At 71.6% G+C, this 23,510-nt stretch carries 12 protein-coding genes and 1 pseudogene; 1 reads left to right on the top strand and 12 read right to left on the bottom strand.

The features are described from left to right. Positions 1 to 4 precede the first annotated feature (4 nt). Positions 5 to 3,364 (top strand): arabinosyltransferase domain-containing protein, encoded by a 3,360-nt coding sequence (locus tag VYL96_RS01605; RefSeq protein ID WP_131886548.1) that lies wholly within the window; start codon positions 5 to 7, stop codon positions 3,362 to 3,364. Positions 3,365 to 3,716: 352 nt separating this feature from the next. On the opposite strand, the gene VYL96_RS01600 is transcribed toward VYL96_RS01605, so the two are convergent. The 12 genes and pseudogenes from VYL96_RS01600 to VYL96_RS01550 form a co-directional block, all read right to left on the bottom strand. Then, positions 3,717 to 5,210, bottom strand: coding sequence for an acyl-CoA carboxylase subunit beta (locus VYL96_RS01600; RefSeq protein WP_131886556.1), 1,494 nt, complete (start codon positions 5,208 to 5,210; stop codon positions 3,717 to 3,719). A 56-nt stretch (positions 5,211 to 5,266) separates the two neighbouring features. After that, positions 5,267 to 10,342 (bottom strand): polyketide synthase Pks13, encoded by a 5,076-nt coding sequence (pks13, locus tag VYL96_RS01595; protein ID WP_131886549.1) that lies wholly within the window; start codon positions 10,340 to 10,342, stop codon positions 5,267 to 5,269. A gap of 85 nt (positions 10,343 to 10,427) precedes the next feature. Beyond that, the gene (gene fadD32 / locus VYL96_RS01590; RefSeq protein ID WP_131886550.1) at positions 10,428 to 12,374 is read right to left on the bottom strand and encodes a long-chain-fatty-acid--AMP ligase FadD32; all 1,947 of its coding nucleotides are present in this window, start codon (positions 12,372 to 12,374) and stop codon (positions 10,428 to 10,430) included. Positions 12,375 to 12,548: 174 nt separating this feature from the next. After that, entirely contained in the window at positions 12,549 to 13,514 is a 966-nt protein-coding gene (locus VYL96_RS01585) for a cutinase family protein (protein WP_131886551.1), read from the bottom strand. Positions 13,515 to 13,705: 191 nt separating this feature from the next. After that, complete coding sequence (locus VYL96_RS01580) at positions 13,706 to 14,197, bottom strand: DUF732 domain-containing protein (RefSeq protein WP_061227883.1); 492 nt, start codon at positions 14,195 to 14,197, stop codon at positions 13,706 to 13,708. Next, positions 14,194 to 14,964 carry an LGFP repeat-containing protein gene (locus VYL96_RS17250; RefSeq protein WP_375545166.1) on the bottom strand — a complete coding sequence of 257 codons (771 nt, stop codon included), beginning with the start codon at positions 14,962 to 14,964 and terminating at the stop codon, positions 14,194 to 14,196. Before VYL96_RS17250 ends, VYL96_RS01580 begins: the two co-directional genes overlap by 4 nt. 129 nt (positions 14,965 to 15,093) lie before the next feature. Then, a pseudogene (locus tag VYL96_RS17245) lies at positions 15,094 to 15,831 on the bottom strand (alpha/beta hydrolase); the annotation flags it as partial. 565 nt (positions 15,832 to 16,396) lie between these two features. Continuing rightward, a complete protein-coding gene (locus VYL96_RS01570) occupies positions 16,397 to 17,521 on the bottom strand; it encodes an alpha/beta hydrolase (RefSeq protein ID WP_131886553.1) in 1,125 nt (374 codons plus the stop codon). Between the two features lie 194 nt (positions 17,522 to 17,715). Next, positions 17,716 to 19,797, bottom strand: a complete 2,082-nt coding sequence (locus VYL96_RS01565) for an arabinofuranosyltransferase AftB family protein (protein WP_131886554.1) — start codon at positions 19,795 to 19,797, stop codon at positions 17,716 to 17,718. Between the two features lie 16 nt (positions 19,798 to 19,813). Further along, a complete protein-coding gene (locus VYL96_RS01560; RefSeq protein ID WP_061916269.1) occupies positions 19,814 to 20,851 on the bottom strand; it encodes a decaprenyl-phosphate phosphoribosyltransferase in 1,038 nt (345 codons plus the stop codon). Then, a complete protein-coding gene (locus VYL96_RS01555; RefSeq protein ID WP_061916272.1) occupies positions 20,848 to 21,465 on the bottom strand; it encodes a phosphatase PAP2 family protein in 618 nt (205 codons plus the stop codon). The genes VYL96_RS01560 and VYL96_RS01555 overlap by 4 nt, the downstream gene beginning before the upstream one ends. Continuing rightward, a complete protein-coding gene (locus tag VYL96_RS01550; RefSeq protein WP_131886555.1) occupies positions 21,458 to 23,458 on the bottom strand; it encodes a glycosyltransferase in 2,001 nt (666 codons plus the stop codon). The genes VYL96_RS01555 and VYL96_RS01550 overlap by 8 nt, the downstream gene beginning before the upstream one ends. Positions 23,459 to 23,510: the final 52 nt, after the last annotated feature.

The following is a 23,510-nucleotide window of genomic DNA, read 5'->3' as shown; positions in this document are numbered from 1 at the left end:
TGTCGTGTCAGACTCCTCCCCGGAACCGTCCCCGGCTCATCCCCCGGCTCCCAGTCCGGCCTCCGGCGCGATCGCCGCCGACCCGCGGGTCGCGAGGCTCCGGCTCATCGCCATCGTCAGCGGCCTCCTGGGCACGCTGTGCTTCCTGGCCCTGCCGTTCCTGCCGGTCTCCCAGACCACCTCGACCGTGCAGTGGCCGCAGAACGGTTCCGTCGGCTCGGTCACCGCGCCCCTCATGGCGCACTCCCCGCAGCGGTTCACCGCCACCGCGCCGTGCGACCTGGTCGGTGGGCTGCCCGCCGACGGGGGGATCCTGCTGTCCACCGCCCCGGCGGGTGGCGAGAAGGCCGGTGACCGCGCCCTGTTCGTCCGGGCCTCCGCCGACACGGTCGACGTGGTCTCTCGCAACCGCGTCATCGTCTCCGCGCCCCGCGACCGGGTCGAGGCCGGCGACTGCACGCAGCTCAGCGTCGTCGCCGCGCCCACCTACGTCGAGGCGTCGTTCGACGGCATCGACGGTGCCGCGCGCCGTGTCGACGCCGACGACCTGCGCCCCATGGTCGTGGGCGTCTACACCGACCTGCCCGCCGACACCGCGGTGCCCGAGGGCCTCGACGTCACCGTGCAGGTCGACTCCCGCTTCACCACCGACCCCACCGCGTGGAAGTGGGCGGCGATCGTCATCGGGCTGCTGTCGACCGCCGTCGCCCTGTGGGCGCTGCACGCGCTGGACCAGACCGACGGTCGCCGCGCACGCCGCTTCCTGCCGCGCGGCTGGTTCCGGATCCGCCCGCCCGACATCGCCGTGATCGGCACGCTCGGCGTGTGGCACTTCGTCGGCGGCAACACCTCCGACGACGGCTACATCCTGTCCATGGCCCGAGCCGCCGATCCCGCCGGCTACATGGCCAACTACTACCGCTGGTACGGGGTCCCCGAGTCGCCGTTCGGCTCGCCCTACTACGACCTGCTGACGCTGTTCTCGCACGTGTCCACCGCGAGTCCGTGGATGCGGCTGCCGGCCCTCCTGGCGGCGATACTGTGCTGGCTCGTCCTCAGCCGCGAGGTCCTGCCCCGCCTCGGACGCGCCGCCCGCACCACCCCTGTCGTCGTGTGGAGCGCCGCCGCCGTCTTCCTCGCCTTCTGGATGGCCTTCAACAACGGCCTGCGGCCCGAACCCATCATCGCGCTGGGCGCCCTCCTGACCTGGGTCTCCGTGGAACGGGCCATCGCCACCCGGCGGATGCTGCCGTTCGCGATCGCCGTCATCATCGCGTCGTTCTCCCTGGCCACCGGTCCCACCGGGCTCATGGCCGTCGCGGCACTGCTCATGGGCCTGCGGGCCGTCGTGCGCACCGTCGTCATCCGCGGCCGCGTGATCGGCTCGTACCTCGCGCTCGTCGCGCCCGTCCTCGCCTCCGGCACGATGGTGCTGATCTGCGTGTTCGGCGTGCAGACCCTCGCCGCCGTGCTCGAGGCGATCCGGGTCCGCGGCGAGATCGGTCCCAGCCTGAGCTGGTTCGAGGAGTTCGTCCGCTACTACTACCTCATGATCCCGACGGTGGACGGCTCGCTCGCCCGTCGACTGCCGGTCCTGCTGGTGCTGCTGTGTCTCGCCGTCGTCGTCGGCACCCTCCTGCGCCGCGGCAAGGTCCCGGGCGCCGCCTCGGGCCCGGTCTGGCGCCTGGTCGGCGTGGTCGTGGGCACGGCCTTCTTCATGATGTTCTCGCCCACCAAGTGGACCCACCACTTCGGTGTCTACGCGGGCATCGGCGGCGCGATCGCCGCCCTCGGAGCCCTGGCGATCTCCGCGTCCGCCGTCCGCACCGCCCGCAACCGCACACTGTTCCTCGGCGTGATCCTCGTCGTGGTGGCGCTGGCGTTCGCCGGCCCCAACGGCTGGTGGTACGTCTCGAGCTACGGCATCCCCTGGTGGGACAAGGCGCCGAGCATCCGCGGCATCGACGCCGCCACCGTCCTGCTCGTCCTGGCGGTCCTGACGTTCGCCTACGCCGGGTGGCAGCACCTGCGTCGCGACTACATCGGCGACAAGGCGCCCCGGACCACCGAGGGCCGACGCCGCGTGCGGACCTTCGCCGCCGCACCGATCGCCGTGGTCGCCGGCCTGCTGGTGATCTTCTCGATCGCCTCGTTCGCCAAGGGCATCCACAAGCAGTTCCCGGCGTACACGATCGCCGAGGGCAACCTCTCCGCGCTCGCCGGGAACCCCTGCATGCTCGCCGACCGCGTCCTCGTCGAGCCCGACGCCAACGCCGGCATGCTCACCCCGCTCGACGCCACCCCCTTGCCCGACGGGACCATCGACCCGCAGGACCGCGCCGCGGCCATCGAGGCGGGTGGCAACACCGGGTTCACGCCCGACGGTGTCGCCCCCGACCTGTCCGCCGACGCGGTGGTCGCCGATCCCGGCGCCGCGAACACCACCTCCGAGCCCGGCGGCGGCCCGTCGGTCAACACCGGTGAGAGCGCGGGCACCGGAGGCGGCCGGGGCGCCGAGGGTGTCAACTCCTCGACCGTCGCACTGCCCTTCGGGCTCGATCCCGCCACCACGCCGGTGCTCGGCTCGTTCCTCGTGGGCCCGCAGCGGGAGGCCAGCCTGGAGACGGGCTGGTACCGCCTGCCGGAGAACCGGGAGTCGCATCCGCTGCTGGTCATCTCGGCGGCGGGTCGCATCGGCCGCTTCGACGCGGACGGCATCTACAGGTACGGCCAGAGCGTGGTCGTGGAGTTCGGCCGCTCGGCGGAGGCCGGCGTCGAGACGGTGGGCGAGCCGGTCGTCCCGTTCGACATCGGCCCCGCCCCCACGTGGCGGAACCTGCGGGTGGACATGCAGGACGCCCCCGCGGACGCCGACGTGATGCGTGTCCGGGTCGACGACAACGACCTCACCCCCGATCAGTGGGCAGCGATCACGCCCCCGCGCGCTCCCGAGCTCGTGACGGTCCAGGAGATGGTGGGATCTGACTCGCCGGTCCTGCTGGACTGGGCGGTGAGCCTGCAGTTCCCGTGCCAGCGTCCGTTCGCGCACTACGCGGGCGTGGCCGAGCTGCCCGAGTACCGGATCCTGCCGGACCGTCCGTTGGCCGTCAGCGCCACGAGCACCTGGATGTCGTACGAGGCCGGCGGGCCGCTGGGATGGGTGGAGACCGCGCAGCGGGCGCGGACGATCCCCTCGTACCTGCGGCACGACTGGAACCGGGACTGGGGTTCGATCGAGGCCTACACCCCGCTGGGCACGTACCAGGAGGAGCCGCCGGCGCCAGCCGAGGTGACCACCGGCACCGAGACCCGCTGGGGCTGGTGGCAGCCCGAGGGGCCGATCTTCGTGACCGACCCCGAGTGACCCGCTCAGCGCGCGGGACCGCGCCGGCCTGACGAGGGCCCGCCGGTCCGATGAGGGCCCGCCGGAGGCAGCAGCCACCGGCGGGCCCTCGGTCGTTGGCGCGGCCCCGGCCTGAGCCCTCGTCGCCAGGACAGCCGCCCGCCGACATGGCGTCTCGCGCGCACCGCGGTGACGGCGAGACGCCAGGTCGAGGAGCGGCTGCGGCCAACGCGGGCAGAAGCGGGAGCGAGACGCCAGGTCGAGGAGCGGCTGCGGGGCGGCTGCGGGGCGGAGAAATGCGGGACGGGCGGCCCCCTCGTCGGTGGGCCGCCCGTCGGTGCGCTCGTGCCGTTGGCGCGCTGTTGCTATCGGATCACAGCGGGAAGATGGCGTGCTTGCGCGGCGGCTCGACCCGCGTCTTGTCCCTCAACTGCGCCAGCGCACCGCGCAACACCAGGCGGGTCTGCGACGGCTCGATCACCGCGTCGATGTAGCCTCTCTCGGCGGCCGTGTACGGCGTCGCGATGAACTCGTTGTACATGTCGATGAACTGCTGACGGAGCTTCGGGCCCTCCTCCGGGCCGGCCTCCTCGATCTGCCGCCGCTGCAGCAGATCCACCGCGCCCTCGGCACCCATCACCGCGATGCGGGCGGTCGGCCACGCGAAGTTGAGGTCGCCGCCGAGATTCTTGGATCCCATCACCGCGTACGCACCGCCGTAGGCCTTGCGCACCACGAAGGTCACCTTGGGAACCGAGGACGCCGCCACAGCGAAGCCCATCTTGGCGCCACGATGGATGATGCCCAGCTTCTCCTGCTCCACACCGGGCAGGTAGCCGGGGGTGTCCACCACGTAGACGATCGGGATCGAGTAGGCGTCACACAGCATCATGTGGCGGGTGGCCTTCTCGGAGGCGTCGATGTCGAGGGCGCCGGACAGGTGAAGTGGCTGGTTGGCCACCACGCCGACCGGCTCGCCGTCGACGCGCGCGAAGCCCGTGATGATGTTGGAGGCGAACTGCCCCGATGTCTCGACGAACTCGCCGTCGTCGAACATCCGGATCAACACGTCGTGCATGTCGTACGCGGCGTTGTCCGAGTCCGGGATGATCATGTCGAGCTGCAGGTCCGACTCCGTGGTCTCCGGCTCGAGTCCCGGGTTGATCCGCGGGGCCTTCTCGCTCGCCGACGACGGCAGGTAGCTGAGCAGGTTGCGCACGAACATGAACGCGTCGTGCTCGCTGACGGCCACGTGGTTGACGTTGCCCCGCTTCGCCTGCTCGAGCGCGGACCCGAGCTCTTCCATCGTGACGTCCTCGCCCGTCACCTGACGGATGACGTCGGGGCCGGTGACGAACATGTACGCCTGGTCCTGAACGGCGATCACGAAGTCGGTCGTCACGGGCGCGTACACCGCACCACCCGCGCACTTGCCCAGCATGATCGAGATCTGCGGAACGTACCCCGACGCGGGGTACTGACGCCGCGAGATCTCCGAGTAGTACGCGAGCGAGGTGACGGCGTCCTGGACGCGGGCGCCGCCGGAGTCGTTGATCCCGATGATCGGGCAGCCGATCTTGATCGCGAAGTCCATGATGGCGCAGACCTTCTTGCCGAAGGCCTCGCCCACGGACCCGCCGAAGACCGTGTTGTCGTGCGCGTACACCGCCACCGGGCGACCGTCGATCGTGCCGCGGCCGGTCACCACGCCGTCGCCGAACGGATTGTCGGGGTTGCCCGGTGCCTTGGCCAGCTGGCCCATCTCCACGAAACTGCCCGCGTCGAGGAGCTCGGCGATCCGCTGCCGCGGCGGCGTGTGCCCCGCGGCGTCGCGGCGGGCCTTGGCCCGTTCGCTGCCCGGGTCCATGGCCTGCTCGGTCTTGACCCGCAGTTCAGCGAGCTTCTCCGCGGTCGTCTTGGCCGTCACGCGTTGGTTCCCTTCCGTACGCCCGCGTCGAGCTCCGTGAGTCGACGCGCCAGATGCTTACCGACCGTACCGACCACCGGCTCGTCGACCATCGCGAGGTGGTCCCCCTCGAGGTGGACCACCTCCAGATCGGTCACCACGGCGGCCCAGCCGCCGTCCGGGTCGATGCGCTCGTAGCGCGGCTCCAGCTCGATCGCCCCGTCGTGCATCCGCTCGGCCCGGTACAGCACGAACGGCACCTCGGCGCCGACGCCGGCCCACGAGCCCATGTCCGCGCTCTGCAGGATGCGATTGTCCACGAAGCTGGCCCGCTGGTGCTCGATCACGCCGCCGCCCATCGCGTTGGCCTCGGCACCCAGCGCGCCGAGCAGCATCTCCAGGACCCCGTCCTCACCGTGCTCGGCCAGGAAGTCGCGCGGCACCTCCACATCGAGCCCGTACGTCCGCTTGGCGAACTCCGAGTACCGCTTCCAGCGGGCCTCGGCCTCGTCGAGCGTGTCCGGGATCGGCTCGGACGGCTGCACGGTGTCCAGCAGGACCACCAGCGACACGTCGTCGCCCGCGGCCCGCAGCTGGCGGGCCACCTCGACCGCCAGAGCGCCGCCGAACGACCATCCCCCGACCGCGACGGGACGGCCCGCCGCGAGCTCGCGGATGCGCTCCAGGTAGCTGGCGGCACGCTCCTCCAACGGCCCCTCGACCCGCTCGACGCCGTACACCGGGGTGTCCGCCCCGAGTCGGTCGACCAGCGGCTCGTAGACGAACGACGAACCCCCGGCCGCGTGGAACAGGAACAGCGGCGTGCGCTGGTCCGAGCCCTCGGCCAGCACGCGGATGTTGCCCTCGACGGCCACCTCGGTGAACGGCCGGAGCAGATCGGCCAGCTCGGCGATCGTCGAGGCACCGGCCACCTGCTCAGCGCTGATGTCGCCCCCGGAGCGGGCGGACAGCCGCTCGGCGAGCGTGCTCCGGGTCGCCTCGTCGAGCTGCGGCAGAGTGCCGGTGACACCGGGTGCGGCCGCGCCTGTCACCACCGCCCACGCGCCGAACGCCATGCGCTCGGTGTCGTCGCGCGGGGCGACGGACACGGCGTCGCCGGCCGGGGCCGCGCCGTCGGGGTCAGCCGCACCCGAGCCGTCGGCGGCGTCGCCGTCGCGCAGCGCCGCGACATCGACCGCTCCCTCACCGCGGGCCTGCTGGGCCGCCAGCTCGCCGACCTGCTCCGGGTTCTCCACCGCGAACCGGACCATCTCCGCGACGTCGTTCAGCGACGCGTCACGCATGGCCTGCAACTCGAGCGGCGGGATGGAGAACTCGTGCTCGACGCGGTTCTTGATGCGCACGGCCATGAGCGAATCCAGGCCGAGATCGAGCAGTGCCAGCTCCCTCGGCAGGTCGTCGGGGCTGTACCCCATCGAGGAGCCGATGATCCGGGCGAGCCTGTCGCTGATCGACTCGCCGGAGGCGGGGTTCCAGCGGGTGTCGGCCTCGTCGTCGTCGTCCTCGCCGACCACCGGCGCGTCGGACTCGTCCGACTCGAAATGCGGCATCTCCGGCGCCGTCGACGGATCGATCGGCGCGCCGCCGCTGACCGCACCGGAGGCGACCATCACGAACGACGCGGACTCCTCGTCCGACCGGGCGTGGACCTGCAGGGACGCCCCACCCGGGTGCGGGGTGAGGGTCGTGGTGACCGACCCCGAGGCGGGCAGGACGCCGGGCCGGTCGACGGCGGTGAGGGTCGCGCCCTCGATCACTGCGGCGGCCGCGGCGGACATCAGTGCATCCACGCTGGGCACGACCTCGGCGCGGACCTGCCACGCGTGGCGGCCGTCGGGCAGCGCGACGTACGACCCCGGCATGCGGCCGTCGCCGGACCCGCCGCCCGCGGTGACCTTGGGCCACAGGGTGCGGCGCTTCCACGCGGTGCCCGGCACCGGCGCGTACCGGTCGGGGCCGGTCACGTAGCCGTGGATCATCTCCACGACGCTCGGCATGTCGATCGTGTGCCCGTGGACGTACAGCTGCGCGATCGCGTGCAGGAGCGTGTCGGCCTCGGACTCCTTGCGCTTGAGCGTGTGCAGGAGGTTCGGCTCCATGAGACCGGCGTCGAAACACGTGGCGGCCACCGACATCGCGGCCACCGGGTTGGGGGCCAGCTCGAGGAACGTGACGTACCCGGCGTCGACGGCCTTGCGCACGGCGTGGGTGAACCACACCGAGTGGCGCATTCCCTTGACCCAGTACTCCTCCGCGTGGACCGGCTCGTGGCCGGCGCGGTAGAAGGTCTCGCGGTCGACGGAGGAGAACAGCCCGGAGGTGAGTTCGCGCGGCTCGAGGCCGGCGATCTCCGCGGCCAACTCGCCGAGGAGCATGTCGACGTCCGAGGTGTGCCCGGCACCGCGGACCTGCAGCTGACGGGCGAACTTGCCCTGCTCCTCGACCCACGCGACGAAGTCGGCGACGGGCTTGGCGCGGCCGCCGACCGTGGTGTGGGTGGGCGCGGCGTAGACGGCGGGCTCGATGGAGGCGAACTGCGGGTTGTCGGCGATGATCTGCGCGATCTCCTCGGCCGAGTACTCGACCAGCGCCATCGCGCCGGCCTCCTCCTCCGAGACCTGCCCCTCGGCGTCGCCCATGAGGCGCGAGCGCACGGTGATCACGCGCACCGCGTCCTCGAGGCCCAGGCCACCGGTCGCGTAGGCGGCGGCGACCTCACCCATGGAGTGCCCGATGACGGCCTCGGGCTTGGCGCCGAGCGCGCGCAGGGTGTCGACGAGCGCCACCTGGATCGCGAAGATGCCGACCTGGGAGTTCTCGAGTTCGTAGGTCTGGGAGTCGTCCAGGATCAGCTCGACGATCCGGTAGCCGGCCTCGAAGTCGATGAGCTCGTCGACCGCGTCCAGGCACGAGGCGAACAGCGGGTTGGACAGGTACAGCTCCTTGGCCATCTTGCGGTGCTGGGAGCCGAAGCCGGAGAACACCCACACGTCGCCCGTGCCGGCGGGGGCGTCGGCGCTGAACACTCCGGGGCCCGGGTCGCCGGCGGCGAGTGCGCGCAGTCCGGCGACGAGCTCGGCGCGGGTGTGGCCGACGACCGCGCCGCGCGAGCGGCCGTGGTTGCGCGTCGCCAGGGTGCGGGCGACGGCGCCGAGGTCGATCGAGTCGTCCTGCGCCTCGAGCCAGTCCGCGACCTGTCCGGCGGTGGCCTTACGGCGCGACGGAAGGGACGCGGACACGACCAGGACGGTGGCGGGGGCACCGGGCGCGGAGGTACCGGTCGTGGCGAGCTCGTCGGCGTTGCGCGCCACGGCGTCGGCCACGCAGCGGGCGACGTCGTCATCCGTGGCCGACCCGGTGGTGGCCGGCGCAGGGGTGGCCGTCGCGGGGGTGGTCTCCGCGGTCGGGTCGGTGTCGGCCGGGGCGCCGGCAGAGGTGTCAGACGGGGCGTCGACGACGACGTGGGCCGGCTGCGGCCGGTACTCGGCCACCACGACGTGCGCGTTGGTGCCACCGAAGCCGAAGCCGGAGATGCCGGCGACCGCGCGGCCGCTGTAGCGCGGCCACGGGGTGGTCTCGGTGACCACGCTGAGCCGGGCGGCGTCGAAGTCGATGTACGGGTTGGGGCCCGCGTAGTTGATCGTGGGCGGCACGGCGTCGTGCTGCATGCCCAGGATGATCTTGGCCAGGCCGGCGGCGCCGGCGGCGGACTCCATGTGCCCGAAGTTGGTCTTGGCCGAGCCCAGGAGCGTGGGCCGGTCGGCGTCGCGGCCGCGGCCGAGCACCTGGCCCAGGGCGGTGGCCTCGATGGGGTCGCCGAGGATCGTGCCGGTGCCGTGGGCCTCGATGTAGTCGACCTCGCGCGGGTCCACGCCGGCGTCGGCGTAGGCCTGGCGCAGGACGGAGACCTGGGCGTCGGGGTTGGGGGCGGTCATGCCGTTGGAGCGACCGTCCGAGTTCACGGCGGAGCCCTTGATGACGGCGAGGATCTCGTCGCCGTCCCGTTCGGCCTCGGACAGGCGCTTCAGGATGAACACGCCCCCGCCTTCGGCGCGGCAGATGCCGTTGGCGTCGGAGGAGAACGCCTTGATGCGCCCGTCGGGGCTGAGCGCGGCGCCGGTCTTGGCGAAGCCCATGGTGGCGGCGGGCGCGAGCATCATGTTGACGCCACCGGCCACGACGAGGTCCGACTCGTGCAGGCGCAAGGAGTTGACGGCCTCGTGGATCGCGACCAGCGACGTCGAGCAGGCGGTGTCCAGCGTCATGGACGGGCCGCGGAAGTCGAACGTGTACGAGATCCGGTTGGAGATGATCGAGTTGGAGGCGCCGGTGACCGCGTACGGGGACGCGGCGGCGGAGTCCGACGTGAGCAGGACCTGGTAGTCGCTGGACGACGAGCCCATGAACACGCCGACCTCGCGGCCCTTGAGGTCACTAGCCGGGATGTGGGCGTTCTCCAGGGCCTCCCAGGTGAGCTCGAGCGCGAGCCGCTGCTGCGGGTCGACCATCTCGGCCTCGCGGGGGCTCATGCCGAAGAACTCGGCGTCGAAGTCCTTGACCTCGGTGTCGTCGAGCCAGCCGCCCCGGTTCGGGGCCTCTGCCAGGACCTGCTGGACGTAGGCGTCGCCCGCCCACTCCGACCAGCGGCCGTCCGGGCGCGGGGTCGTGGCGTCGCGTGCGGAGGCCAGCAGGTCCCAGGTCGCCTCGGGGCTGTCGGCGCCGCCGGGGAAGCGGGTCGCGAGGCCGATGACGGCCACGTCGAACTCCATGCCCGCGCCGCGCTCGCGGAACGTGTGCAGGTCCGTGGGCTCGTCGGCCTCCACCGGACCGTTGACCACGTACTCGGCGAGCGAGGCGATGGTGGGGTGCTGGTAGGCGACGGTCGCGTCCAGCGGCCGGCCGATGAGGTCCTCGAGGTCGGCGGACAGGGACACCGCGTCGCGGGACGACAGGCCGTACTCCTCCAGCGAGCGGTCGTCGGTCACCTTGGAGATGTCGAGCCCGGTGGCCCGGCAGACCCAGCCCCGCAGCCATTCGCGGAGCTCCACTACCGTCATCTCGCTCTGTGCCATCGTCGTGGCTCGCCTTTCCTGAAGGTGTCGTCCGGTGTTCCCGTGCGCCGGGGCCGCCGTGCGCCGTGAACCGGCCCGGCGGACGCTACTGCGCCGGCAGGTCCGGGAATGCGGTCTGCTGGTGGCCCCCGCGCAGGGTGCCGTCCACGTACGCCGCCTTGCAGGCACGGCGGGCGATCTTGCCGCTGGACGTGCGGGGGATGGACCCGGCGGGAACCAGGAGAACGTCCTGGGCGGTGACGCCGTGTCGCGCGGAGATCGCCGACCGGACCGCGTCCGCGATGGGACCGGGGTCGGCCTTGCCCGCGCCGGGCGCGCGCTCACCCACCACGACCAGCGTCTCCGAGGAGTCATCGGCGGCGATCTCCGCACCGTTACGCGCCTCGATCGGCAACTGGTTGGCCGGCACAGAGAACGCGGCGACGAAGCCGGGCCGCAGGGCGTCGGACGCGGCCTGCGCGGTGTTCTCCAGGTCCTGCGGGTAGTGGTTGCGGCCGGCGACGATCACGAGGTCCTTGACGCGGCCGGTGATGTAGAGCTGGCCGTCGACGTACGCCCCGTAGTCGCCCGTGCGCAGCCACCGCGCGTCCTCGGGGACCGTCCCGAACTCGCGGACGGTCTTGGAGCCATCCTGCAGCCGCTCGACGAGCCGGTTGCCGAACGTGGCGTCGGACTCCTCGGGGCGCCCCCAGTAGGCGCGCCCGATGTTGGTGCCGTGCAGCCAGATCTCGCCCACACGGCCCTCGGGGAGCTCGCGACCGGTGCCGTCGTGCTCGCCCGTGGACTCGTCGATGTTCGCGTCGACGATGGTCGCCCACTGGCTCGGGGCGACGTAACCACAGGCGACCTGTGGGATGGCGTCCTCGTTCCCCTCCACCTGGGCGGGGTCCAGGACCGTCATGACGCCCTGATTGAGATCCGTCCGGTCCACGTGGATGACGATCGCCTCGTCGTCGCGGCGCGGCGACGAGACGAACAGGGTCGCCTCCGCCATGCCGTAGGACGGCTTGATGACGGTCGGCGCGAGCCCGTAGGGCGCGAAGGCCTCGTTGAAGGCGCGCATGGAGGCCGGGGTGACCGGCTCCGAACCGTTGATGATGCTCGTCACGCCGGACAGGTCGAGGGTCTCGCCCTCCCTGGGGAGGCCCCGGCGGGCGGCGTGCTCGAACGCGAAGTTGGGGGCGGCGGCGAACACGCCGTCACCACCGCTCGCGGCGCCGAGCTGGGAGACCCACCGGCCGGGCCGCTGCACGAACGCCCGGGGGCTCATCACCGTGATGGCGGCCCCGCCCATCGCGGGCAGGATCACCGTCAGCAGACCCATGTCGTGGAACAGCGGCAGCCAGGTGACGCCGCGCGAGGCTCGGGTCAGACCCAGGCTGTCGAAGAGCTGCATGACGTTGGTGACCACGTTGCGGTGCGTGATCTCGACTCCGGCGGGCACCCGGGTCGAGCCCGAGGTGTACTGCAGGTAAGCGATGTCGTCGGCGCCGAGGTCCGGTCGGGACCAGCCGGAGCCGAGTTCGTCGGGGATGGCGTCGACGGCGACGGTGCGCGGACGCTCGCGGGCGGGCAGCTCTCGGAAGAGCTTCCGGACCCCCGCAGCGGATTCGGTCGAGGTGAGGATGACCGCCGGTGCGCAGTCGCCCAGGACCGCGTGGAGCCGGTCGTGGTGGCCCGGCTCATCCGGGTCGAACAGTGGCACGGCGATGAGTCCGGCCTGGATCGCGGCGAAGAACGACACGATGTAGTCCAGGCCCTGCGGGGCGAGGATGGCCACGCGGTCCCCCGGCTTCGCGACCTGCTGCAGGCGGGCCGCGATGGCGTAGAGCCGCTCGCCGAACCGCGTCCACGACAGCTCGTGCACCTCACCGTCACGGGAGGCCGAGTAGTCGATATAGCGGTAGACCAGCCCGTCATGGGCGGGGTCCTGGCGCGCGGCGGAGACGTTGGCTTCGACGAAGTCGACAAGGGTGGTGCGATCAGGGATGACGATCGCCCCACCGGCGTCGTGATACTGCTCGAACTCCACGTTGCTCCGTTCCGATCCGTCCTACGTTGGTCGACGTCGTCGACCACGGATATGCCGGGTGCACTGACGACAAGCTTTGTCGATCCTACAGCGTGCCTCAGGGCACATCCGAACTCCGAATCGTCGCTTCGCCAGGCGTGTCGCCCCGCGGGCGCCGGGAGCAGGGCGCGACGGTTACTCGTGGGCGATCTCCGGAGCGGCGTCAACGAGCTCGCTGACGTGGCCCAGCGTCCACTCGGGGACGGTGCTCCCGGGGATGACGTCCGGGTTCGTGGCGTACATGGCGTGGATCGCGTTGTTGGCGACGAACTCCTGGAACCGGGCCGCACCGTCGACGACGTTGAGCGGGGCGTTGCAGATCAGGTCGCGCGAGTCGCAGATCTGGGCCGTGCGGTCGTCCAGTTCGCCGAACCCGCCCGGGCGTGGCCCGGTCATGGTGGCACCCGCGATGAGCTGGGTCAGGCCGGTGGCCGGCTGCAGGGAGATCTCCATCCCCTGGCCGTTGCCGGGCGACAGTCCCGGCGACTGGCCCTGCCCCGGCAGGCGGCGGCCGTCCGCGATGAGGACGGAACCGAGCATCCGGTCGGCGGGAACGGGACCGTTGCCGTTACCGATCTCGCTCGTCAGGTCGCCGGCGATCACCGCGCCCTGGGAGAAACCCAGGAGGACGAACGAGGTGAGGGGGCAGTGCTCGTGTGTGGCCGCGAGCTCGGCACGGGCACGTTCGGTGCCCTCCGCGCGGCTCTGGTCGTAGGTGATCTCGTCGGGCCGCTGCGGGTTCCGGAACTGCGCCACGTACGGAACGGTGAACACCTCGAGGCGCTCGGCCGGGTACTGCTCACTCAGCGGGTCGGTGATCGTCCGCAGCAGCGCGTTGGGCAGGAAGCCCGGGTTGAACGGGTCGTCTGTGGGACTGCTCTCCCACGTCCCCGGGACGGCGATCATCTCGACGTCCGGGCAGTCGGCGGGCTGGGTCTGCTCGGTCTCGTCCGGGCCGGGCAGCGGGCCGTCGGGGCCGGTCGGCAACCCCCGGTTGCCGAGCCACCACCCGATGCCGAGCACGAGCAGGACGATCACGACGAGCGCCCCCAGCGAGCAGCCGAGACGGCGGCCTCCCCCACGACGCGTTCCGCGAGCCACGATACGAACTCCTTCCCGACCTCCCGCACGACTGTGGCGTGTGGCCGACGACCGGTTCAACGCCCCGCGGTCCGCGCGGGTTCCTCAGGTGCCGGGCGAGGTGTCCGGGCTCACCCGGAGCGGCCGCCGCCCGCCGACGACCGCCGCCGTGCTGTTCGAGCCGCGCGGGCGGCAGTGCACTGGGCGGGCCGCTACGGGCAGAGTTGCCCGGCCGAGGCGTCCACGACGACCCGGGACAGTTCGTCGACCTCACGGTCGGAGTAGCCGCCCGCCGAGATCTGACCGGCCACCGCGTCGGCGATCGTCGTGGTCTCGTCCGCGGCTCCGCCGGTGGTGCGGATGCGGCAGATGGTGTTGCCGGCGGCGACGAGCGAATCCGACAGGTCGGCGGTCTCGATGCCCTCCTTCTCCAGTGCGGAGAGGTAGCCGCGCTCGCGCGCACCGATGGCCGGCGCGGTGTACCCCGGCGCATCCGGGGGGACGGGGGCCGGCGCCTCCGTGTACCGGCCGGAGTCCTCCGTCGCCGGGACACGGGAGGCGCCGGCGGAGCCGCCGCCCGGCGGCGGGGCGAGCGTCTCGGAGTCCGGCACGCCGGAGACCGTCGAGTCCCCTCCCCCGCACGCGGTGAGCATCCCTCCGGCGACGAGCAGCGCGGCGCCGAGCGAGAGCGCACGGGACCTCACGAGATCTCCGCCCGGCCACCGGACACGGTGATCCGACCGCCCTCGAACTCCATCACCTGGCCGCCGGAGGTGTTGCGCAGCGGGCCGGTCGGGTAGCCGAGCCGACCGCGCTCGTAGTCGACCGTGCCCCAGGCGTCGAACACCGGGCCGCGGGGGACGACGTGGGCGCCGGTGCGCGGCGACCAGTAGATCGCGCCGCCCTGGAACCGGCTGAACGCGCCGCGTCGGGTGTCGAGGGCGATCTCGTCGGTCACGGGGTAGCCGAGCTCGGAGTTCTCCGCCCCGGCCTCGCGGTAGGCCTTGAGGATGTCCCCCTCGACGACCTTGGGACCCGTCTCCTCCGACCAGTAGACCGTCCCGCCCTGGAAGCCCTGGACGACGCCCGGCTTGTTGGGGTTGGTGATCTCGTCGGTGGTCGGGTACCCGAGGTCGCCGCGCTCCGCGCCGCGCTCCTGCCACATCGCCCGGATGCCGCCGCGGACCGCGTGCGCGCCGGTGGAGGGCGACCAGTAGATGACGCCGTTCTGGAAGGTGGAGAACCGGCCGCGTCCGTCCGGGGTGGTCGTCTCCCCGGACGTCGGCAGCCCGAGCACGCCGTCGGGTCCGCCCTCGGCCTGGTAGGCGGCGCCGATCGCCCCGAGGACGGAGTGCGCCCCCGTGGCCTGCGACCAGAACACGCGGCCGAAGCGGAAGTCGGTGGCCTTGCCGCCCCGGACGTCGTACTCGCTGGTGAGGCACGGCCCGAGTCCGGGCTGCCGCTCGGCCACGCGGGCGATCTCGCCCGCCGCCGCGCACGGCTTCTCGACGTTCTCGATGCCCACCGCGGTGGCGAACTGCGGCCACGCCTGGGTCATCTCGAACTGCCAGTACGGCCACGTGTGGGTACCGGACGGGCGGAAGTTCGCGGTGACCTCGACCCCCTCGGCGCGCGCCTTGTTGACGAAGGTCTGGGTGGTCATCCGCGAGAGGAGCTCGAGCCCGTACCCGGGGAAGTTGGTCGGGATGTCCGGTAGGCCGGACGGCTGGTCCCATGGGCCGGTGTTACCGCTGCCCGCGGAGACGTAGACGCTCTGCCCGCGCATCTTCTCGGTGTGGAGTTTGGGGTCCTGCTCCTGCCACCGTTCCGAGCCGAGCGGCCCCCACATGTTCTCGGCCGGGTAGCCGCCGGCGTCCTGCATGGCCACCTTGATGGCCTCGGGCATGCCGAAGCTGGTGGTGTCGAGGAAGCCCGAGTAACTGGCCGCGAACTGGAAGTGCTCGGGGTAGCGCTGCGCGAGCATCATGGCAGCCGTGCCGCCCATGGACAGCCCGGCCACGCCGTGCTTGTCGCCGACCCGCCAGTCCCGCGCCAGCAGCGGGGGCAGCTCCTGCATGAGGAACGTCTCCCACTGGTAGGCCGAACCCTTGGCGTCGGAGACCCAGTCGGTGTAGAAACTCGACTGGCCGCCCACCGGCAGGATGACGACCGCGTTCTTGGCGTCGAAGAACTGGGAGACCTTGGTCTCGAGAGTCCAGCCGCTCGCGTCATCGCGGGCACGCAGCCCGTCGAGCAGCAGCAGGGACGGGTAGGTGCGGCCGGGGTCGGCGTTCCACTGGGCGGGGAGCAGGAGCTGCACCTGCACCGCCTGCTCCATGGCCGGCGACTGCACCCACAGGGCCACACGGTTGGCCGACTTCCACTCGACCTTGTCCAGTCGCACGCCGGAGGGTGGCGCCGCGGGCACGCGCAGGCTCGGCGCGTCGGGCGCGCCCGCCGGGTCGGGCGCGGCGGTCGTCGACCGCGGCTGAGCGGTCTGCGCGGGGCTGCTCTGCGCCGGGGTCGGACGGGTCGGGGTCTCCTGCGCCGCGGCGACGGGCGGCAGGACGAGGCCCGACCCCACCACCGACACCACGAGGGGAGCCGCGAGGAGGGACGCCCACCGGGAACGGGGGCTCGCGTGTGCGCTGGGGGTCGCCATGTGTTGTTCTCTTTCTTGCCGCGTCGTCTCGCCGGATCGTCTGGTGGGCGCGCGTCGCACCCGGCCCGCGTCACCCGTATAGGGGGCCCGGGTCCGCGGCGCGCCCGCGGGTTCCCCTCCCGCGGCCGAACCCGGTGGTCAGATGCGACCGGGGCCCCGCACAGAATCTACGCGCGGGGCCCCGGTGTGACGGGTGAGGACTCGCTGATGGGAGTCCGATTCGTCGGCTAACTCGGTGTGATCACCACGCGTGGGCGTCCATCACGTTCAGGATCTGCGCCGAGCGCGCCGCGATGAGGTCGTCGTTCCAGTAGCCCCACCTGTGGGTGCCCGTGGTGCGGTACTCGAAGACGGCCTTGTTCGGGGCCGCGTTCATCGTGTTCTGGAACGCAAGGGTCGAGCCGCGGGACAGGCCCTCGAGGATGATGCCGTTGAACGTGTTGAACACGGCCTGCAGGCTCGAGGGCTGATCGTACTGGCCCGGGATCGCGGAGCCGGCGGTGACGTACATCGGGATGCCTCGCAGCTTGTCGGCGTTGAGCAGCGGGTCGTTGCGACCCCACGCCGGCGCGCCGGGCAGGCCCCACATGGCGAACGGGTCGCACTTGCACTGGTCGAACATCGCCAGCGGGATCATGGTGTACATGCCCGGGGCGGTCGGGTTCATGTAGCCGGAGAAGACCGACACCTGCTTGAACTGGTTCGGGTGGTTGGCCGCGAGCGTCGCGGCGGCGGAGCCGCCCATCGACAGACCGGCGATCGCGTTGTTGTCGCGCCGCACGCCGAAGTGGTCCGCCAGGTAGTTCGGCAGCTCGCGGGTCAGGAACGTCTCGTACTTGTACTCCAGCAGGTTGCCGCCCAGGTTGATGGGCCGCTGCCAGTCGGAGTAGAAGGACACCTGGCCGCCGACGGGCATGACCAGGGTGATGTTGTCCTGCAGGAAGATGCGCTGCGCCTGGGCGTCGTGGGTCCACGCGTTCCAGTCGTCACGCGCCCGCAGTCCGTCGAGCAGATAGAGACCGGCGTTGCCGCCGAAGCGCGCGGGCTGGACCTGCACCTTGATGTGCCGGTTCATCGCCGGGGACCACACGTGGCAGAGCTGGACCCAGGACGCGACGGGATCCCACTCGCAGCCCGGCCGCAGCCAATGGCGGAAACCGACCGGGTTCTCGTTGCCGCCGGCGGGCCGGAACGCGGGGGCGGCCGGCGGCGGGGCAGCCGAGCCGGCGGACCCGAGACTGGCAGAGGAACCCTGCTCGGTCGCCTGGGCGCCGGCCAGTGCCGGGGCGCCGACGAGGAGCCCTGCGGCCGTCGCCAGAGCGGTGAGCCCGGCGGCGAACCGGCGCCGGAGGGTGGAGTGGGACATTCGTTGGTTCCTTTGTTCGTTCCTGGTGCCCGCAGGGCATCGGTGACGTTCATCGGACCGGCCCCACCAGGGAAGGACCGGAACTGCGACATCGAGGTCATCGATACTGTCGCGCATTTTGGGACAGGTGTTACAGGTCGGGGACCGATTCGACCCCTGACTGTTACCGTTTCGAGACAACAGCGAGCGCCACCCTACCGAGTGCCCTGATACTTCTCCACCTCCTCAGGCATCGGTAAGCCGCACCTCTGCACCTCGTAAGCAGGGATTCTGTTGATCCGGTACTCGGCGAATGAGAATGCGTTCACCAGGTTGGACCATCGCCGCTCGGGGGTCAACGGGGCGGAGTACGACTCGATCAGCGCCTGCGTCGCCGGACACTGGAGCGCCACCTCGGCCTGGTTGACCCAGTTGACGTCGATCCACCGCGGGAAGTTGACCGGGTTCTCGATCACCTGCCTCTGCGCGAGCACCCAGTCGTACGGCAAGAACTTGTCGTGCCCGATCCGCCCGTCCTCCATCCGATCCGTGTGCGCGGCGAGCGGCGAGGCCAGGCCGACCGTGTCGTACACGCCCACGTCGAGGGGCAGGTTCATGCTGGTCATGCCCAGGTTGAGGAACACGACGGTCTTGACGGGGTCCTCGGGCAGTTCGAACGGCGCCAACCCGGGCATCGGGTGGTCGTAGGCGACGACGTCCCAGCGGTCCTGAAAACCCGGCACCGGCAGGAACACCGCCCCCGTCTCGTTGCGGGAGACGTCGCGCACGAGCGCGCGCATGCGCGGGAAGTCGAGGTAGTCGTCGGCGAGGAGCGGGTGTCTGTGCCCCGTGCGCTGGATGTAGAACTGCCGCTCGTCGACGATGCCGGCCGACGTGATGGACTCCGGCTCCTCGCGGAAGGGGTCCTCGACGACCTGGACGGTGACCGCCCATCCGATGACGACGAGCCACGCGGCCGCGGTCACGGGTACCGCCACCCGCCGCACGGAGGCGTCCGCGGACCCGCGGGCGGGCCCTACGGGCAGGGGCACCACCGAGACGGGCAGGAGGATCAGGAACAGGGACGGCAGCAGCACGCGGCCGTGCATGAAGTCACCGCCGACGCGGGTGACGTACAGCAGCATCACCAGGGCCACGACGAGGAACGCGACCGTGACGACCGGGGTGGAGCGGACCCGCCCCCGCAGGCGGAGCAGCCGGCCGCCCTCGTCGTCGTCACCCTCTCCTGACCCGGAATCCGATACCGCCGGACCGGATTCGCTACCCCTGTGAAGGGAGCGGATCCCGAGTCGGAGTAGCGGATGTCCGGACGACGCACCGGCCGCGCGACGTGGGGCCGTGCGGGCCCACAGGGCCACGAGGCCCGCGACGAGGACGGCGACGAGCGGCAGCAGCAGCACGTACGGCGCGAGCAGATCCCACAGGTACTCGGCGCCCTTGTCCCACTTCGCCCCGCCGGCGTCCTTGGCCACGGCCGTGAGCGGGTACGGCAGCGCGTAGTAGGACATCCGCCAGAGCTGGTAGACGACCGGCACCGTGCCCGCGATGACCACGAGCCAACCCAGGTGCCGCCACGACTGGCGGGACGCCGCCATCATCGCGAGGAACACCGCCGCCGCCAGCGCCATCTCGGGCCGCACGAGGGGCCCGAGGCCGGCGATGAACGCGATCGCCGCCGTCCCCGGCGCGGGCAGGCCGAAGCGGCCCTCGCGATGCGGGGACCGGGCCCAGAGCTGCAGGCCCAGCCACATGACGCCGATCCAGCAGATCACCAGCCCGGTCTCGAGTCCGGAACTGGCGAAGTCGCGGGCCGGCGGCAGCATGACATAGACGAGGACGCCGAACGGCAGGAGCAGCATCGGCCCGCCCGCCGGGGCGCGTCGGGTCCCGCGGTACATGACGCGGGCGCCCAGCATCGCGCACGCCACCGCCAGCATGCTCAGCGTGAGCGCCAGGCCCAGCGAGACCAGCTCGAGGCGGTAGCCGACGACCTCATGGGTGCCGTAGATGAGATAGGTCCACAACGTGGAGGTGTTGGACTCGACCCGCTCCCCCGCGTTGAACACCGGGCCGTTGCCGGCCACGAGGTTGCGGACCGTCCGCAGCACGATGAGACCGTCGTCGGCGATCCACCGCCGCTGCCATGCGCCGGCGAAGAAGATCGCCACCACCACGGCGAGCCCGGACCAGAAAACCGCGTCGCCCCGACCGCGTCCGACCACGTCGCGCGCCGAGACTCGGCGACCGCCACGGCTCTCCGCCGTCACCTCCGACATCGTGCGTCCGCCGGGATCACGCCAGCGACGGGACGATGTAGACCCCGATCACCACGGTCAGGACCCACAGCGCGGCGAGGACCTGCAGGACCCGGTCGCCCAGCGCGATGTCCTCGGGCTCGCCCGCCTGCGCGGCGTCGACGTCGACCGCGTAGCGCAGGACCGCGATGGTGAACGGCACGATCGAGATCTGAAGCCAGATCGCCGCGCCGGCCGGCTGGCTGGGGTCCGAGCCCCGGTCGTACGCCCACAGGGCGTAGCAGAGCACGAGCACGGTGGCCGAGAGCGTCCACACGAACCGCAGGTAGGTGGGGGTGTAGCTCTCCAGCGCCTTGCGGATCTTCGCGCCCGTCTTCAGGTGCAGGCTCAGCTCCGCGTACCGCTTGCCCGCCGCCATGAACAGCGAACCGAACGCCATGACGAGCAGGAACCACTGCGAGATCTCGACCTCGGCGGCCGCACCGCCGGCGACCGCGCGCAGCAGGAAGCCGGACGAGACGAACGCGATGTCGAGCACCGGCTGGTGCTTGAGCCCGAAGCAGTACATGAGCTGCAGCACGATGTACACGGCCACGACGATCGCCAGGGCCGGGTGCGCGAACAGCACGGAGATGACGAGCGCGGCGACGATGAGCACCACCGCCATCGCGTAGGCGAGGCCGACGGGCAGCACGCCGGCCGCGATGGGCCGGAAACGCTTGGTCGGGTGGGCGCGGTCGGCCTCGACGTCCATCGCGTCGTTGATGAGGTACACGCTCGAGGCGGCCATGCAGAACGCCACGAACGCGATGAAGACCGAGAACAGGACGCTGCCGTCGGTGAGCGTCTGCGACCCCGCCGCGGCGGGCGCCGCGATGACGAGGACGTTCTTGACCCACTGCCGCGGCCGGAGGGCCTTGACCATCCCGTCGAGCAGGTTCTTCGGGGGCGCGCCCCCGGACTCCTCGGCGGCCTCCTCGATGTCGTCGATCTCGTTGGCCGTGTGCGGTTCGGCGCCCAGGAGATGGTGTTCCGTCCCGCCCCGGGCGGCCGGCACTCCGGTCTGATCGGTCATCGCTTCTCCTCGGGAATCTGGGTGGCGCGCGGGCCCGCCGCGCCGTCGCGCAGTGCCCCGGGCAGGACCTGCTGGACCGCGTCCGAGGGCCAGACCGCGCGGGTGAGGGCGGCACAGCCCGCACCGACGGCGGCACCGGCGACCACATCCGAAGGGTAATGGACTCCGAGCACCAACCTGGACGCCAGCATCACCGGCACGAGCGCCGGCGCGACGGGCACCCCGGTCACCGCCCCCGCGAGCAGGGCGAACGCGGTCGTCGAGGTGGCGTGGGACGAGGGGAAGCTCAGTTTGGAGGGGGTGCCCACCCCCACGGCGACGGACGGGTGGTCCGGCCGGCGCCGACGCACGACGCGCTTGACGACGACGGACGTGGCGTGGGCGCCGAAGCTGCCGACGCCCACCATCGCCCAGCGACCCCGGCGGGCGGGATCGACGGCCATCCCGGCCGCCGCGATCGCCATCCAACCGAGGGCGTGCTCGCCGACGTGCGACAGCGTCACGGCCGCCTGACGCGACCCGGGCACCGCGAGCAGGCGCTTCTGCACCCCAGCCAGGAGCCGGACCTCGCCGGTGGGTACGGGGATCTCGACCGAACCCACGGGATCAGGCATCGAAGACACGGCTCCAGGCCTCCTTGGTCACGAGTTCGGTGTGGGCCTCGCGGTAGCGGCGCCGCATCTCGGGGAACCGCCGGTACAGCTCGCGGTGCAGCGCCGCCGACTCCTTGAACAGCGCGGCGGCCAGCTCGCGGTCGCGCTTGCGGTAGACCACCCCGCGGCCGTCGGCGGTGGTGACCGTGGCGCCGTCGACCCGGCTGAGCGAGTACCAGCGCGCCTCGATCGGCGGGAAGTTCGCCTGCGGCACCTCGTGGTGACGCTTGTCGTCCTTGCTCAGGGTGTGCGCGAGACCCCTGGCCAGCGCGACGGCCTTGCGGACCGGGCCGCGGGGCTCGGAGTGGATCCCGGCCGGGCCGCCCGACGGCGCGGGCAGGTCGACGGCCGACGGGATGACCACGGCGTCCGGGAACTCCGCGCGCATGGCCCGCACCTTGGGCAGCGCGGTGGGCAACAACTCGTACAGGGCCTCGGGGCCGCGGAGGAAGTCGCGGATCGCCTCGATCTGGATGGCCACCGTCGAGTACTCGAGGCAGACCAGGTGCTTGACCAGCGCCTTGAGGCTGGACTGCATGATCCCCTTGTGGTCGCCGTCGTGGTAGAGCGAGGCCACCACGAGGCGGTTACGCAGGTGGAAGTAGGCCTGCCAGTCGATCGCGTCGTCCTTGTCCGACCACGCCATGTGCCAGATCGCCACACCGGGCATGGTGACCGTCGGGTGGCCGGCGCGTCGCGCGCGCAGGCCGTACTCCGCGTCGTCCCACTTGATGAACAGCGGCAGCGGTTGGCCGATCTTCTCTGCCACGACGCGCGGGATGAGGCACATCCACCAGCCGTTGTAGTCCACGTCGATGCGGCGGTGCAGCGGCTTGGGGTTGTCGCGGTCCGTGAGCTGGTACGTGGAGAAGTCGTAGTCGTAGTCCGCGTGCGGGGCGGCGGTCCACATGAAGTCGTGAGCGCCCACCACCTCGCCCATCGTGTGCAGGTGGCTGCGCTCCTGCAGGTTGAGCATCTGCCCGCCGACCAGCATCGGGACGGTGGCGAAACGCCCGAACGCCAGCGCCCGCAGGATCGAGTCGGGTTCGATCTCGATGTCGTCGTCCATATACAGGATGTACGGCGAGTCCGTCAGCCTGCGCGCCTCGTACATGATGCGGCTGTAGCCGCCCGACCCGCCGAGGTTCGGCTGGTCGAAGATGTGCAGCCGGTCGCCGAGGAACTCCGCCGCATCCGCGAAGCCGGGCTCGTCGCGGACCTTCCTGTCGCCCTGGTCCGGCATGAGGACCGCGTCGATCACCGCGTCGACCTCGGGGTCGGACGTCAGCGCGCGCAGCGCGGCCACCGCGTCACCGGGCCGGTTGAACGTGGGAATCCCGACGGTCACGCGGCGGTCGTTGGGCACCTGCACGGCCGGGTCGGGTCGGCCGTCCGGGCCGGCGTCGGGGCGCGTGGCCGGGGCGTCGACGGCGGAGTACCAGCCGCCCGAGAGCAGCTCGACGTCCGTGTCGGAGGTGAGGTCGAACCAGATCCAACCGCCGTCCTCGAACGGACCGAGGTCACACACGAACTCGACCGTGGTGACCTGCCCGGCCTGACCCGGCTCGCCGACGACGTCCCCGGTGATCGCGATCCGGGAGCCGTCGATCTTCGAGCGGTACAGGTCGACACGACCGGCGCCACGGACGGTCAGCCGCAGGACGACCTCGTCCAGGACCGTCCACCGGCGCCAGTAGGCCGCGGCGAACGCGTTGAAGTAGGTGGCGAAGGAGACCTCGGAATCCGCACCGATGCGGAGCGACGTCCGGGTGGACGAGTGGGCGCGGCGGGAGTTGGTGGGGGCCTCGTCGAGGTAGAGCGCGCGCACGTCGAGCGGCTCGCCGGCCCGCGGAAGAATGATCCGCTGGAGGCATTCCCGGCCACGTGGATCGGCGAGCGCGGCGACCGATCGCTCGACCTCGTCGACCAACTCGTGGTGGCCGTGATGTTCCATGTGTGCGTGTCCCCGTCCCGACGGCCGGGGCCGCCCTCGTCCACATTGCTGT

Origin of the sequence: Dietzia maris (genome assembly GCF_036287335.1) — a bacterium.
Classification (GTDB): Bacteria; Actinomycetota; Actinomycetes; order Mycobacteriales; family Mycobacteriaceae; genus Dietzia; species Dietzia cinnamea.
This window is presented reverse-complemented; position numbering and strand designations above follow the sequence as displayed.